This is a genomic window from Serratia sp. CY31944, assembly GCF_052169175.1.
Classification (GTDB): domain Bacteria; phylum Pseudomonadota; class Gammaproteobacteria; order Enterobacterales; family Enterobacteriaceae; genus Serratia; species Serratia sarumanii.
In genome coordinates this window covers 168898-183686 of record NZ_JBJNLG010000005.1, presented here as the reverse complement: position 1 = coordinate 183686, position 14789 = coordinate 168898, and the positions used below count along the sequence as shown (strand labels likewise).

14 protein-coding genes are annotated in these 14789 nt (G+C 65.0%); 3 read left to right on the top strand and 11 right to left on the bottom strand.

The annotated features are described in order from the left end of the window. Window positions 1–26: 26 nt before the first annotated feature. From ybiB to ACJ8IN_RS08010, 3 genes are read right to left on the bottom strand one after another with little or no spacing between them, the layout of a single operon-like run. Window positions 27–986: a DNA-binding protein YbiB gene (gene ybiB / locus ACJ8IN_RS08020; RefSeq protein WP_060419970.1), complete on the bottom strand. Its 960-nt coding sequence runs from the start codon at window positions 984–986 to the stop codon at window positions 27–29. Between the two features lie 38 nt (window positions 987–1024). Then, window positions 1025–1654, bottom strand: a complete 630-nt coding sequence (locus tag ACJ8IN_RS08015) for an FMN-binding negative transcriptional regulator (RefSeq protein WP_060429008.1) — start codon at window positions 1652–1654, stop codon at window positions 1025–1027. A gap of 56 nt (window positions 1655–1710) precedes the next feature. Continuing rightward, window positions 1711–3135: an MFS transporter gene (locus ACJ8IN_RS08010; protein ID WP_308325544.1), complete on the bottom strand. Its 1425-nt coding sequence runs from the start codon at window positions 3133–3135 to the stop codon at window positions 1711–1713. Window positions 3136–3234: 99 nt separating this feature from the next. Here ACJ8IN_RS08010 and ACJ8IN_RS08005 point away from each other — a divergent pair, with 99 nt between their 5' ends. Then, complete coding sequence (locus ACJ8IN_RS08005; protein WP_033637650.1) at window positions 3235–4074, top strand: helix-turn-helix transcriptional regulator; 840 nt, start codon at window positions 3235–3237, stop codon at window positions 4072–4074. Here the strand turns inward: ACJ8IN_RS08005 and ACJ8IN_RS08000 are convergent. From ACJ8IN_RS08000 to prpB, 4 genes are all read right to left on the bottom strand, one after another. Beyond that, window positions 4071–4700, bottom strand: a complete 630-nt coding sequence (locus ACJ8IN_RS08000) for a LysE family translocator (RefSeq protein WP_048321374.1) — start codon at window positions 4698–4700, stop codon at window positions 4071–4073. The two genes, ACJ8IN_RS08005 and ACJ8IN_RS08000, sit on opposite strands and share 4 nt — an antisense overlap. 79 nt (window positions 4701–4779) lie before the next feature. Beyond that, window positions 4780–6231 (bottom strand): bifunctional 2-methylcitrate dehydratase/aconitate hydratase, encoded by a 1452-nt coding sequence (locus ACJ8IN_RS07995; RefSeq protein ID WP_047571670.1) that lies wholly within the window; start codon window positions 6229–6231, stop codon window positions 4780–4782. A 57-nt stretch (window positions 6232–6288) separates the two neighbouring features. After that, window positions 6289–7452, bottom strand: coding sequence for a bifunctional 2-methylcitrate synthase/citrate synthase (gene prpC, locus ACJ8IN_RS07990; protein WP_033646891.1), 1164 nt, complete (start codon window positions 7450–7452; stop codon window positions 6289–6291). 33 nt (window positions 7453–7485) lie between these two features. Continuing rightward, window positions 7486–8376, bottom strand: coding sequence for a methylisocitrate lyase (gene prpB / locus ACJ8IN_RS07985; RefSeq protein ID WP_049200934.1), 891 nt, complete (start codon window positions 8374–8376; stop codon window positions 7486–7488). Between the two features lie 245 nt (window positions 8377–8621). On the opposite strand from prpB, the gene prpR reads away from it, so the two are divergent. After that, a complete protein-coding gene (gene prpR, locus ACJ8IN_RS07980) occupies window positions 8622–10211 on the top strand; it encodes a propionate catabolism operon regulatory protein PrpR (protein WP_308325543.1) in 1590 nt (529 codons plus the stop codon). A 3-nt stretch (window positions 10212–10214) separates the two neighbouring features. Here the strand turns inward: prpR and ACJ8IN_RS07975 are convergent, their stop codons facing one another. Continuing rightward, complete coding sequence (locus ACJ8IN_RS07975) at window positions 10215–11123, bottom strand: DMT family transporter (RefSeq protein WP_060429004.1); 909 nt, start codon at window positions 11121–11123, stop codon at window positions 10215–10217. 136 nt (window positions 11124–11259) lie between these two features. Between ACJ8IN_RS07975 and ACJ8IN_RS07970 the strand changes: the two genes are divergently transcribed. Further along, window positions 11260–11694, top strand: coding sequence for an Lrp/AsnC family transcriptional regulator (locus tag ACJ8IN_RS07970; protein ID WP_033637644.1), 435 nt, complete (start codon window positions 11260–11262; stop codon window positions 11692–11694). Here the strand turns inward: ACJ8IN_RS07970 and dinG are convergent, their stop codons facing one another. The 3 genes from dinG to ACJ8IN_RS07955 all read right to left on the bottom strand — a co-directional run bounded on the left by dinG (window position 11695) and on the right by ACJ8IN_RS07955 (window position 14674). After that, the gene (gene dinG, locus ACJ8IN_RS07965; RefSeq protein ID WP_033637643.1) at window positions 11695–13893 is read right to left on the bottom strand and encodes an ATP-dependent DNA helicase DinG; all 2199 of its coding nucleotides are present in this window, start codon (window positions 13891–13893) and stop codon (window positions 11695–11697) included. A gap of 66 nt (window positions 13894–13959) precedes the next feature. Continuing rightward, on the bottom strand, window positions 13960–14352 hold the full coding sequence (locus ACJ8IN_RS07960) for a tautomerase family protein (RefSeq protein ID WP_033646903.1): 393 nt from the start codon (window positions 14350–14352) through the stop codon (window positions 13960–13962). Beyond that, window positions 14342–14674, bottom strand: coding sequence for a carboxymuconolactone decarboxylase family protein (locus tag ACJ8IN_RS07955; RefSeq protein WP_033653414.1), 333 nt, complete (start codon window positions 14672–14674; stop codon window positions 14342–14344). The genes ACJ8IN_RS07960 and ACJ8IN_RS07955 overlap by 11 nt, the downstream gene beginning before the upstream one ends. Window positions 14675–14789: the final 115 nt, after the last annotated feature.

Genomic DNA, 14789 nt, shown 5'->3' with positions numbered 1-14789 from the left:
GAGGAAATATCCCAGTATAGTCGCGCTCAGGCCTGACGCAGGCGCTGCAGCCCCTGTTCCAGCGTTTCGCTCTCGCCGGCGGCCACCAGGCAACAGGCGACCTGCCGCTGGATGGCCTGCGGGATCGCCACCTCGCCCGCCAGGCAGCGCTCGATCCAGCGCGCGGTGGTTTCCGCGTCTTTCGCCGCCGGCAACGTCGGCGTTTCATCCTGCAAGGTGCGCTCCAGCAACACGCGCTGTTCGCCGCCGGCAATATAGTGAATCTGCGGGCAGCGCAGCGGGTTGGCGTAGGCTTCGCCTTCGGTGCCGTGCATCAACAGCCCGCGGGCGCCGATCTGGCGGAAAAACGACGCCACCCGGCCGACATACTCCGGGTGTGAGACGCTGGCGAGGCGCAGCGCATCCTGTTCGCCGAACGGCGTCGCCAGCTTGGCCAGCGTATGCGCGCTGTTGCGCACCCCCATGCGCCAACGCAGCCCGAGCTGCCGCGCCAGCGGCGCCGACAGCGTGGAAACCGGCATGAACACTGCCTCGCCGTTATCGAGACGCTGCTGGGCGTGAACGGCCTGTTCCGACCACGGCAGCCCCAGGGCGCGGAAAATCTCGGCGCTGGTCACGCGGGTGCTGTCGTCCAGCACGCCATGCACCACCACCGGCAGGCCCACTTTCGCGAGCAGCAGCGCCAGCAGCGGCGTCAGGTTGGCCTGCTTGCGCGCGCCGTTGTAGCTCGGCAGCACCACCGGCAGCGGCCGCCCCTGCGGCGCCTGCAGCGGCAACACCTGCTGCTGCATCGCCTGGTAGAAGCCCAGCATCTCCTCTTCGGCCTCACCCTTGATGCGCAGCGCGATCAGAATGCCGCCCAGCTCCAGCTCGGGGACCGCCCCGGCCAGCATCGCCTGATACAGCTCAAAGGCGGTCTGCCGGTCCAGGTCGCGCGCATGGTTTTTGCCGCGGCCTATTTCTTTGATAATTTTGGTGTAATCCATCCGAAGGTTCCCCTTGCTCACTCTTCGGTTAGCATACCCTATCCGCGCCGCCGCTCAACCTCCTCCGCCAGCCGCCGCTGCGTTTCATCGCCGTCGCGCAGCCCGGCGATCACCCCATCGGCATCGTCGGCGCTGCGGTTTTGGCTCATCTTCCATTTGCCTTCGCGCCGGGTGACGGCGATCTCGATACCGACGATGCCTTTAAGCTGCGCGGTGATGTAGTTGGCCGGCGCGTCGTCGAGCCGCCAGGGCGCCGGGCGCCCTCCTTCCTGCTGCGCGGTCAGATCGATCAGTTGGCGCCGCAGCCAGGCCGGGTCGTCCGTCACCGTCGGTACGCCATACAGCTGCACCACGCTGTAATTCCAGGTCGGCACCACTTTGCCGGTCTGGCGCTTGCTCGGATACCAGCCGGGCGATACATAGCCCTCCAACCCCTGAAAAATCACCAGGCATTCCGCCGCGTGCTGCAGCCGCCGCCAGTGCTCGTTGGCGCGCGCCAGGTGCGCCCGCAGCCGGATCTGCCCCTGTTCGACATCGGCCAAAAACGGCAGCGGATCGGCCGTCAATCCCTGCTCACCGTGGCTGACCAGCAGCCCCAACGGGTGGGCGCGCACCAGCGCCAGTTGGGCATCCAGATCGTCTTCACGAAATGCGGCGGGTTGAAACATCAGTGTGGCTCCTTACGCTCTCTCATCATGACGACAGTAAAGCACCCGCCGGCGGCCTACTTAAGATCCGCTTTCTGACTATTTCGCGTGATCCGGTTTAACAAGATCAGGGCGACGCCCATCGCCAACAGATTAAATACCATGGCGCCGGCAAAGGCCTCGGCATAGCGCTCCGCCACGCCGCCGTGCGCCAGCAGCGGCACGAAACCGACGCCGCTGACCACGATGCCCAGCGCGCCCCCCACCTGCTGCACGGTGGCAACCAGCCCCGCCGCCATGCCCGCCTGCCGCTCGTGCGCCAAACCGAGCACCAGATTCAGCAGCGGCGTCATGCTCAGCGCCTGGCCGAATCCCAGCACCACCAACCCCGGCAGCAGCCGCAGCGGATGCGCCAGCGCCGCGCCCCACAGCGCCTGCGCCATCAGCAGTGCCAGCCCGGCGGCGTAAATCGCCACGCCCGCGCTCAGCGCACGGTTGCCCCAACGCAGCGCCAGCCGGGGCGCCAGCATCGACGCCAGCATAAAGGCCGCGCTGGCCGGGGCGAACAGGCTGCCCGCCTCAAAAGGCGTCAGCCCCGCCCCCGCCTGCAGCAGCAGCGCGAAACATAAAAAAAACGAGGAAGCGGTGGCATAAATCGCCAGCACCACCGCCATACCCGGCGCGAAGCCCGCCTGGCGGAACAACGCCGGATCGAGCACCGCATCGTCGCCGCGCTGCGCCAGACGGCGCTCCCAACGCAGGAAGCCCCACAGCGTCAGCATTGCCAGCGCCAACATCGGCGCGATCCACCACGGCCAGCCGCGCGCCGGCCCTTCCAGCAGCGGCAGCAGCAACAGCGACAGGCCGGTCGCCGCAAGCCCCAGGCCAACGCCATCCAGCCGCTGCGCCTGCGCCACCCGCGATTCGGGAATGCGCCGCGCCACCCACAGCGCCAGCGCGCCGATCGGCAGATTAATCAGAAAGATCATGCGCCAGCCGCTGCCGAACAGGTTGGCCTCGATGATAAAACCACCGAGGATCTGGCCGAAGATTGCCGCCAGCCCCAGCGTCATGCCCAGCCAGGCGAAGGCGCGCCGCCGCTGTTGCGGCTCGTACAGCACCCGCATCAAGGCGTAAATTTGCGGAAACAGCAGCGCCGCCGCCGCCCCCTGCAGAATACGCGCGGCGATCAGCAGGCTGAGCGATCCCGCCAACCCGCACAGCAATGAAGTCAGCGTGAATCCCAGCATGCCGAGGCTGAACAGACGCCGACGTCCGAAGCGATCGCCCAGACGCCCGCCGGCGATCAGCAGCACCCCGAACGCCAGTTCATAACCGGCGACGATCAACCCGACGCCGGCAAAATCGGCGGCGAATTCTCGCTGGATCACCGGCGCCGCCACGTTGACCACAAACAGATCGAACACCGTGACAAAACCGCCCAACAGCAGCACCGGCAGGCAGGCCAACCCTCGCCGTTCACGAGATAATGAATGTTCCATACCACCTCCAGAGATTATGATGGCCGCAGTATGAAACATGTTTTAAACTGTTACTATATAGCCACTTATACTATTACTGACAGCAACAGGACGACCGCCATGCCCCCACGCACCCTCGAGCGCACTCGCCACGAACTGGCGGATTTTCTGCGTCAAAAGCGAGAACAGCTGTCGCCGCAGGCGGTCGGTTTGCCGAGCGGCAGCCGCCGCCGCACGCCGGGATTGCGGCGCGAGGAGGTCGCGGCGCTGGCCGGCGTCGGCCTCACCTGGTACACCTGGCTGGAACAAGGCAGGGAAATCAATGCGTCGGTGGCGTTTTTGGAAAACCTGGCGCGGGTGCTGCAGCTCGACGCCGCCGGCCGCTACCACCTGTTTTTATTGGCGCATCAGCGGCCGCCGGTGCCGGTCGGCCATCAGTGGTGCCAGGTCTCGCCGCTGGTGCGGCGGCTGCTGGACGATTTGGCGCTGCGGCCGGCCTACGTCATGAACCTGAGTTGGGACATCATCGCCTGGAACCCGGCGGCTCAGCGGCTGTTCGCCATCGCCGAACGCCCGCCGGAAGAGCGCAACATGTTGTGGATGCTGTTTGCCGATCCGCAGCTCAATGCGCGCCTGCTGGAGTGGCGGGCGCAGGCGCCGCAAATCCTGGCCAGCTTCCGCCGCGACTACGCTCGCGCGCCGGAGGATGAGGTGATGCGCCAACGGGTACAGGCGCTGGAGCGGGTGTCGCCGCAGTTCCGCCAGCTCTGGCGGCAGCACGACATTCACGGGCGCTGCCAGGGACGGCGCAGCTTCGCCATCCCGGAAATCGGCCCGGTCACCTTTGACCACGCCTCTTTCATCGTCGACGAAGAGAATCACCTGCGGCTGGTGATGTACAGCGCGCTGCCGGACGAACCGGCCAGCGCGGCGTTTGAAGCGCTGCTGCGTGAGGGTTAGCGGCGGCTGTCGAAAATGAGCTTGCAGGCCAGCCCGGCGAACACCCCGCTCAGCAGGTAGTTCGGCCAGCGGGCGCTGAAGCGGCGGCCGGCAAAGCGGCTTTTCATGCCGCTGACCGCCAGGATCACCCCGCCGTTAATCAGCAAGCCCACCAGATTCAGCACCGTCGCCAGCGCCAGCATCTGCACCACCACCGAGCCTGAACGCGGATCGATAAACTGCGGAAACAGCGCCAGCACGAACAGCGCCATTTTCGGGTTGAGGATATTGGTGAACAGCCCCTGGCGGAAGATGCGCGCCGTCGGCACCGCCTGCAACCCGGCGGAAGCCTGCAAACTGCTGCCGGATCGCAGCGTTTTCCACGCCAGATAGAGCAGATAGGCGGCACCCAGCATTCTCACCGCGTCGTAAGCCAGCGGCACCGCGACGAACAGTTGCGACAACCCCAGCGCCGCCGCCAGCGCGTGACAATACGTGCCGAGCTGAATGCCCGCCAGCGAAGCGAAACCGGCGCGCCGCCCCTGGCTGACGCTGCGCGAAGCGATCAGCAGCATATCCGGGCCGGGGGTCAGCGCCAGCGCCACGCAGGCACCGGAAAACAACAACAGCGTTGCGGCATCAATCATGAATCACCTGATAAGAAGACGGACGGGAATGGAGCGTCCATCATAGCGGCGCCGACGTGGCTTGTCAGCGCCGCTCGCGTCAGATCACCCACAGATCGAGATACTCGTTGACCGGCATCTGCGCCAGCCGCTGCCGGTCCAGCGACACCTCGAGAATGCGCTGCTGCTGCAGAGCCGGGAACTGGCGCGCCAGGTTGGTTTTGAACTTCTCGACCAGCAGCGGGATGCCCTCTTCACGCCGCCGCGCATGGCCGATAGGATACTCCACCGCCACCTCATCCAGACGGCTGCCGTCGGTAAACTCCACCGTCAGCGCATTGGCGATCGATCGTTTTTCCGGATCGTGATAATCGCGGGTGAAGGCGGGATCTTCATGGCAGCGGATCTTGCCGCGCAACGCATCGATGCGCGGATCCTCGGCCACCCGATCCTCGTAGTCCGCGGCCGTCAGCCGGCCGAACAGCAGCGGGATCGCCACCATATACTGAATGCAGTGATCGCGATCCGCCGGGTTATCCAGCGGCCCCTGCTTGTCGATAATGCGCAGGCAGGCCTCGTGGGTGCGGATGCTCACCCTGGCGATGTCGGCGGCGGTTTTACCGGCGGCCTGCATCTGGCGGTGCAGCGTCATGGCCGCTTCCACGGCGGTCTGGGCATGGAACTCCGCCGGGAACGAAATTTTAAACAGCACGTTCTCCATCACGTACGCGCCGTACGGCCGCTGGAAGCGGAAAGGCTTGCCGTTGAAAGAGACGTCGTAGAACCCCCAGGTCGGCGCCGTCAGCGCCGAGGGATAGCCCATCTCGCCGGTGGCGGCCATCAGCGCCAGCCGCACCGCGCGGGCGGTCGCATCCCCCGCCGCCCAGGATTTGCGGGTGCCGGCGTTCGGCGCGTGGCGATAGGTACGCAGCGACTGCCCGTCCACCCACGCCAGCGACACCGCGTTCAGGATCTCCGCCCGGCTCAGGCCGAGCAGCTGCGCCACCACCGCGGTGGACGCCACCTTCACCAGCAGCACGTGATCCAACCCCACCCGGTTAAAGGCGTTTTCCAGCGCCAGACAGCCCTGGATCTCATGCGCCTTGATCATGGCGATCAACACCTGCCGCATGGTCAGCGGCGCTTTGCCCGCCGCCACCGCCTGGCGCGAGAGCCAGTCGGCCACCGCCAGGATCCCGCCCAGGTTGTCCGACGGGTGCCCCCACTCCGCCGCCAGCCAGGTGTCGTTGAAGTCGAGCCAGCGGATCATGGCGCCGATATTGAACGCCGCCTGCACCGGATCCAGCTGGAAGCGGGTGCCCGGCACCCGGCTGCCGTTCAGCACCTCGGCGCCCGGCACCACCGGCCCCATCAGTTTCTTGCAGGCCGGATAGCTCAGCGCCTCCAGCCCGCAGCCGAGGGTATCGAGCAGGCAATAGTGGGCGGTGCGGTACGCCGCCGGGGTATCGACGGCCTCTTTCATCACATAATCGACGATATCGACCATTTCGCGATCGAACGGCGGACGGCGGGTGTTGGCAGACTCAAGCATCATGATTCCCAAAGGCTCCATAGTGAAAACGACACGATAGCGATCGGCGCTCAGCGCTCAGCGCTGATCCAGCGGTACGAACGCCCGCGCTTCCGGCCCGGTATAGTTGGCGGACGGGCGAATGATTTTGTTGTCCTGCCGTTGCTCGATGATGTGCGCCGACCAGCCGCTCACCCGCGCCATGACAAACAGCGGCGTGAACATTTCGGTGGGCACCCCCAGCTGGTGATAAGACACCGCCGAGAACCAGTCGAGGTTGGGGAACATCTTTTTGGTGTCGCGCATTACGCTTTCCAGCCGATCGGCGATGTCATACAGCTTCATCGCCCCCGCCTCCCGCGACAGGCGCAGCGCGATCTCTTTGATCACCTGATGGCGCGGATCGGAGACGGTATACACCGGGTGCCCGAAGCCAATCACCACCTCTTTGTTGTCGATGCGGCGGCGAATGTCGGCCTCCGCTTCGTCCGGCGTTTCATAGCGTTGCTGGATCTCCAGCGACACCTCGTTGGCGCCGCCGTGCTTCGGCCCACGCAGCGCGCCAATGGCGCCGACGATCGCCGAATAGACGTCGGATCCGGTGCCGGCGATCACCCGGCCGGCGAAGGTCGAGGCGTTGAACTCATGCTCGGCGTACAGGATCAATGACGCGTGCATCGCCTGCTCCCAACTGGCGGAAGGCGCTTCGCCGTGCAGCAGGTGCAGGAAGTGGCCGCCGATGGAGTCGTCGTCGGTCTCCGGCTGAATGCGCTCGCCGTTGTGGCTGTAGTGATACCAATACAGCAGCATCGATCCCAGCGACGCCAGCAGCCGGTCGGCGATGTCGCGCGCGCCGGCCGCGCCGTGCTGCTCTTTTTCCGGCAGCGTGCAGCCAAGGGCCGAGACGCCGGTACGCATCACGTCCATCGGATGAGACGCCGCAGGCAACGCCTCGAGCACCGTGCGCACGCTGGCGGGCAGGCCGCGCAGCGCTTTGAGACGGTGTTTGTAGGCCTGTAGCTCATCGCGGTTGGGCAACTTGCCGTGGATCAGCAGGTGGGCGACCTCTTCAAACTCGCAGTGGCGCGCGAGATCGAGAATGTCGTAACCGCGATAGTGCAGATCGTTGCCGCTGCGCCCTACGGAGCACAGCGCGGTATTCCCGGCGGGCACGCCGGATAACGCCACGGATTTTTTCGGCTTAACGCCAGTCGGGCTTTGCGGGGGGATCGCTTGGCTCATACCGTCCTCGTTTGGCTTGTGCGTGAATGGCGCCTATTCGTCGCGCTGGCGAGCGAACAGGGCGTCGAGTTTCTCTTCGAACAAATAATAGTTGATGCTTTCATACAGCTCGTTGCGGGTCTGCATGGTGTCGATGACGCTTTTCTGCGTGCCCTCCTCGCGCAAAGCGCGGTACACCCGCTCCGCCGCCCGGTTCATCGCCCGGAAGGCCGACAGCGGATACAGCGCCATATCCACCTGGGCGCTGCGCAGCTCGTCGGTGGTAAACAGCGGCGTTGCGCCGAACTCGGTGATATTGGCCAGGATCGGCACCTGCGTCGCCTCAGCAAAGCGGCGGTACATGCCCAGCTCGGTGATCGCTTCCGGAAACAGCATGTCGGCCCCGGCCGCCACGTAAGCCTGAGCGCGTTCGATGGCCGCCTCCAGCCCCTCCACCGCCAGCGCATCGGTGCGCGCCATGATCACGAAGTCTGGATCGCTGCGCGCATCCACCGCCGCCTTGATGCGATCCACCATCTCTTCGGTGGAGACGATGGCCTTATTGGGGCGATGGCCGCAGCGCTTGGCGCCGACCTGATCTTCGATATGCAGCGCCGCCGCCCCGGCCTTGCTCACCGATCGCACCGTGCGGGCGACGTTGAACGCCGAAGCGCCGAAACCGCTGTCGACATCCACCAGCAGCGGCAGCGGGCAAACGTCGGTGATGCGCCGAATGTCGGTCAGCACATCGTCCAGGGTCGAAATGCCCAGATCCGGCAGCCCCAGCGAACCGGCCGCCACGCCGCCGCCGGAAAGGTAGATGGCCTGGAATCCGGCCCGCTGGGCCAGCAGCGCATGGTTGGCGTTGATCGCGCCGGCGATTTGCAGGGGTTTTTCTTTACTCAGGGCCTGACGAAAGGCGAGCCCGGGTGAGCGCAGCGTCATGACGTTTTCTCCGATTAGCCAGATGAAACAGACAGAGCAAGGGGCGGGCCAGGTTGCACTTCGGTGAGGGGAAAAATTAAAATCGATAAAAATAAGCGAGTTACAACATCTGCAGCGCCATTGGCCAGACAAAGAGGTAAAAAACGTTTCAGATAACGTTTCAATCGCTGTTTCACGCAGAAAATTTGAAACATAACTGAAACCGGGCTACACCTAATGCAGCCACTTCCATTCGGTAACCCACCATGAGCGATCACGTCACGCCGGACAAACCGGTGATCTGGACCGTCTCCATCACCCGCCTGTTCGATCTGTTCCGAGACATCAGCCTCGAGTTCGACCATCTGGCAACCATCATCCCGATCCGCCTCGGCTTTGAGGAGGCGGTGCAGCACATCCGCGCCCGCCTGGCGACCGAGCCTTGCGACGCCATCATCGCCGCCGGCTCCAACGGCGCCTACCTGAAAAGCCGCCTGTCGGTGCCGGTCATCCTGGTCAAGCCCGGCGGATTCGATCTGCTGCAGGCGCTGAGCAAGGCGCGCAGGACCGCCGATCGGATCGGCGTCATCACCTATAAAACCCCTCTGCCCGCGCTGCTGGAGTTCCAGCAGACCTTCGATCTGCCGCTGGAGCAGCGCAGCTACGTCACCGAAGAGGATGCGCGCGGCCAGATCGCCGAGCTGAAAGCCGCCGGCATTCAGGCCGTGGTTGGGGCGGGCCTCATCAGCGAGTTGGCGGAAGAGGCCGGGCTCACCGCCATTTTTCTCTATTCCGCCGCCACCCTGCGCGCCGCCTTCAGCGATGCGCTGGACGTGACGCGCCTGATGCTGGGCGGCGGCAAACGCGGCGGCGATTACGCCGCGCGCAATACCCTGCAGCCGCGCTACGGGCTGAGCGATTTGCAAGGCGACTCTCCGCAGATGGAGCAGACGCGGCGCACCATCATGCTGTACGCCCGCTCGCCGGCGGCGGTATTAATTGAAGGAGAAACCGGCACCGGCAAGGAGCTGGCGGCGCAGGCGATCCACCGGGAATACTTTTCCCGGCGCGGCGCACCGGCCAGGGGCGCGACGCCGCCGTTCGTCGCCATCAACTGCGGCGCCATCGCCGAATCGCTGCTGGAGGCGGAGCTGTTCGGCTATGAGGAAGGCGCCTTTACCGGCTCACGGCGCGGCGGCCGACGCGGACTGCTGGAAACCGCCAACGGCGGCACTCTGTTTCTGGATGAGATCGGCGAAATGCCGCTGCACCTGCAAACCCGGCTGTTGCGCGCGCTGGAAGAGAAGGCCGTCACCCGGGTCGGCGGGCAGCAGCCGGTGGCGGTCGACTTTCGCGTCATCAGCGCCACCCACAACCACCTGGAGCAGGCGATTCAACGGGGCGGCTTTCGCGCCGATCTGTTCTACCGCCTGAGCGCCCTGCGGCTGCAGCTGCCGCCATTGCGGGCGCGCGGCGACGATATCGCGATGCTGGCGGAACACTTTCTGAAGCGGTCGCTGGCGGCGCTCGACGTGCCGCTGACGGAGCCGCTGCGCGCCGCCCTGGCCGGCTGTTACGCCGCGCTGAGTCATTACGCCTGGCCCGGCAACCTGCGCGAACTGCGCAACATGATGGAGCGGGTGGCGCTGATGCTGAGCACCGGCACCGCGCCGAGCGGCGAGACGCTGCGCTGGCTGCTGCCGGAGCTGGCGGCGGGCACGCCCCCCGAGACACCACCAGCGCCCGTCTCCGCCCACGAAGCGCTGGCGCGGTGCGGGGGCGACCACGCCGCCGCCGCCCGGTTGCTCGGGATCAGCCGCACCACCTTATGGCGCCGGCTGAAAAAAGCGAACTGAGCATCAGCCGGCGCGCCGGCCGTCCGAGGCCGGCAGCAGCCGCGCTCGCCGCTCGCCCAGCAAGTTCATGCCTGCCGCCGCCAGCAGGATGATCGCCGCGCCCAACAGCTGCCAGGCCGACAGCCGGTGGCCAAACGCCAGGCGATCCACCAGCATGGCGGCGATCGGGTAGATGAACGACAGCGAGCCGATCAGGTTGGTCGGCAGCTTCTGCAGCGCGCCGTACATCAGCACGTACATCAGGCCGGTGTGCAGCACGCCGAGCGTCGCCAGCATGCCCCACTGCCCAGCGCTGGCCGAAACGTGGAAATCCACCAGCGGCAACAGCATCACCGCCCCTACCGCCACCTGGATCAGCGCAATAAGATGCGGCGGCGTGCCCTTCAGCCGCTTGGCCGCCAGCGCCATCAGGGCATAGAAAAACGCCGCGCCGAGCGCCAGCGCAATGCCCGCCAAATAATGACTCTGTTCCCCCGCCCGCCGCGGCTGCGCCAGCACCACCAGCATCATGCCGCCGAACGCCAGCCCCAGCCACAGCAGCTTGCGGGCGGTCAGCCGCTCCCCCAGAAACAGCGCCCCCAGCCCCACCAGCATAAACGGCTGGGTGTTGTACACCGCCGTGGCGATGGAGATAGAGGCATAGGAATAGGCGGCAAACAGCAGCAGCCAGTTGATCACCAGCGCCACCCCACCGGCGATCGCCAGCAGCAGCGTGGCGCGCGTCAGCACATCGCGCCGCAGCTGCCCCAGCGCGCCGCACACCGCCAGCAGCACCAGCGCCCCCACCGCGCAGCGCCAAAACACCACGTTGACCACCGGCTGGCCGGACATCAGCACAAACCAGCCGATGGAGCCGGAAATCAGCATCGCCGCCGTCATCTCCAGCGAGCCGCGTTTTATCTCTGCATTCATTCTGCGTTCCTCCAAACTTGCCCAGAGGCATAGCTTGCGGCTTCGCCGGGCGGCTTTCCATAGCATAAAAAAGGCAGATATGCTTAACTGCCTTTTTCTCGTAGCTATAATAAAGAAAATACCTAACGGAGGCGTTATGGATGATATCGATCGCCAGATCCTGACTCTTTTGGCACAGGACGCGCGCGCGTCGTTGAAGACGCTGAGCGCGCAGGTCGGGCTGTCGTCGCCGAGCACGTCGGAAAGGCTGCGGCGGCTGGAGGAAAGCGGCGTGATCCAGGGTTATACCCTGAACGTCAATCTGCAGGCGGTAGGCTACGCCTTCGAGTCGCTGGTGCGCATCAAGCCGCTGCCGGGCATGCTGAAGAAGGTCGAGCAGCTGATTCAGGCGATCCCGGAAGTGGTCGAATGCGATAAGGTGACCGGCGAAGACTGCTTTATCGTGCGGCTGGTGGCGCACTCGATGGCGCAGCTCGACCACACCCTCGATCGGCTGGCCGAGCAGGCGCAGAGCAACACCTCGATCGTGAAAACCACGCCGGTCAAGCGCCGCCTGCCGCCGCTGCTCTGATTAACGCCGCCGCTTGCGGGCGAACGGGTTGCCGCGCTTCTTCTCTTTTTTGGCCGCGTCGGCGGCGGATTTCAGCGCCGCCAGATGCGCCTTGTCGGCCTCCGGCACCGCGCGCTGTTCGATCGGGAACACCGGCAGCGACGCCAACAGCCGCGAACCGTAGTTTTTGGTCAACAGCCGGCGATCGTAGATCACGATCTCGCCGTAGCATTGGTTGCTGCGGATCAGGCGGCCGACCTGCTGGATCAGGTTGAACGAGGCGCTCGGCAGGCTCTGCACTTCGAACGGATAGCGCTTCAGCGATTTCAGCCACTCGCCTTCGGTAATGATCACCGGGCTGTCGATCGGCGGGAACGCAATTTTGTGAATGTGTACCTGGGTCAGCAGCTCGCCTTTCAGATCCAGCCCTTCGGCGAACGATTGCAGCCCCACCAGCACGCTGGCGACGCCCTTCTCCACCCGCTTGCGGTGCTCTTCCACCAGCCGGTAGCGCGGCTGGTCGCCCTGCACCAGCAGCATCAGCCGCAGATCGGTCACGTAGCTGAGGAAAGTCTGCATCGCCCGGTGGCTGCTGAACAGGATCAGCATGCCTTTGTGTTTGCCGCTCGCCTGCTCGGCGCGGAAACATCGCGCCATCTCCTCGAGGTGTTCCGCCTCGTTGGCGAGCGCCGGTTCGTAGCGCATCTGCGGAATGACAATCTTGCCCTGTTCGACGTGATTGAACGGCGAAGAGAGCGTTTCGAAACGATCGCCGGCCTTCTCGCTCAACCCGCTCATCTCCTGCAAACGCGCGAAGCTGTTCAGCGAACGCAGCGTGGCCGAGGTGACCACCACGTGCGGTACCTTGCGCCACAGCAGCTTCTCCAGCTGGTCGCTGACGCGGATGCCGACGCAGTGCAGGTAAAGATGAGTGACGTTATCGCGCAGCTCGCGTGTGACCCATTTGGAGATCGGCGCGTTGGACGATTTGTCGAGCGCCGCCAGCCGCCACAGCTTGCTCATCGCCTCCAGATAACCCAGCGTGCGGCTCATCTGAATGATCGACCGGTGCAGGCGCACGATGTCATGCTTGCCGGTCTGCTCGGTGAGATCGTTAAGCACGAACTCCGCCAGCCCGCGCAGCGCGTCGGTCAGTTTGAACAACCGCGCGCAGCTCTCCACCATCTCCGCCGGCAGCTCGCCCATTTCAAAACGGTGCTCGGCCGCCACGCTGTCGCCGGGCAGATAGGCGCTGACCTGATGCTCGAAGATCTGCACCAGCTCGCGCAGCTCCTCGCAATGGTTTTTCAGCCGCTCGCTGTTGGCCAGCCCCGGCGGATTCTTCGGCCGGTACTGCGTCATGCACTGCTCGACCTGGCGCACGATCATGTCCAGCTGCAGGTTGGTCGACAGCGCGGTGATTTCCCCGTCGATCTCCAGCGCGTCGCGCGCCACCTCCGGCAAATGGTGGCCTTCGTCCAGCACCAGCAGCAGCTCTTTCGGGTTCGGCAACACCGATTCCGTCTCCAGCGCCGCCATCACCAGCGCGTGATTGGCCACCACCACGTCGGCGCTCTCGATCTCTTTGCGGGCGATATAGAACGGGCATTCGCGAATATAGTGGCAGTTGCGCCCCAGGCAGTTGGCCTTGTCGGTGCTCAGCTTGGCCCACAAAGGATCGTCGATGCTCTGTTGATAGTGATCGCGCAGCCCGTCCCACTCGAAGCGGGCCAGCGCCTTGGTCAGCTTCTGGCACAGCGCCTGCTCTTCGCCGCTGGACGGCGCCAGCTCGTCGTCGAGGAACAGCGTCAGATCGCCCTGTTGGCTAACGTCGGTGCTCATCGCCGCCAGATTGCGCGGGCACACGTAACGCCCGCGGCCAAAGGCGCCGGTAAATTTCAGATCGGGGATAATCTTCTTCAGCAGCGGCAAATCCTTGCTGTAGATCTGGTCCTGCAGCGCCACGTTGGCGGTGCTGACCACCAGCGGTTTGCTCTCCGCCCGCCCGACGGCGATGCCCGGGATCAGGTAAGACAGCGTTTTGCCGACGCCGGTCGGCGCCTCGATCGCCAGATGGCGCGGGTAGTCGCCGGCCAGCGTCTTCGCCACCTCGGCGATCATCTGGCGCTGGGGCGCACGGGAAATGAAATCCGGTATTTGCTGCTGCAGGGCTTTGTACCACTGGCCAATCTGATCTTTAACTGCGGAGGAGAGCGCCATTCAACTCTTATCTAAACGAAATGATGGCGCTATTGTCCCACAGACCGCCCGCGGCGTCAGCCCGAGTTACGCCTGCGGATCGATCATCGAGGCGCGCCCGGCGCTGAACGACCACTCGTCCAACTGGGTGGTGGTGATCACCACCATCACATCCTCGGGGCGCAGCCGCAGGTTTTCCGCCAGCAGCGCCGCCAGCCGCCCGTAGAAGCGCCGCTTGGTGTCGGTGTCGCGCGGCCGCCCGGCGGTGATGTAAAACAGCACGAAATCCGCGCTGCGCGGCCCGCCGAGATAGTCGCGATCGTAGATAAGCTCACCGGGTCGGTATTGATCGATCACCTGAAATTTATCCGTCGGCGGCACCTCGAAGGCCTCCACCAGCGCCTGATGCAGGCTGTCGGACAAGGTTTGCAGATAGTCGGCGGACTTGCCCTGATGCAGGGCGATGCGGCTAAACGGCATGGTTGTCCTCCTGTTCCAGTTCGCGCAGGCGCGCCACGGCCGACGCCGCCGCGGGCCAGCCGGCGTAGAACGCCAGATGGGTGATGAGCTCGGCCAGCTGCTGGCGCGTCACGCCGTTGCGCTGCGCCAGCTGCAGGTGAAACGGCAGCTGTTCCACGCGGTTGAGCGCCACCAGCGCGGCGACGGTAATCAGGCTGCGCTCGCGCGGGCTCAGCGCCGGCCGCTGCCAAATATCGTCAAACAAGACGCTGTCGCTGAGCTGCGCCAGCTTGGGGGCAATATCGCCGAACGCCTGCTGCCCGGCCTGGGATTCTGATGGCATCACACTCTCCTGTCAGTTGCGGATAGCCTTACGCTACCCGCCGCCGCAGCGAGTGAAAATCGGGATTTTCAGCAGTCTCGGTTCAGAAAAACGGGAGGGTTCCCCGCCGGGCGGC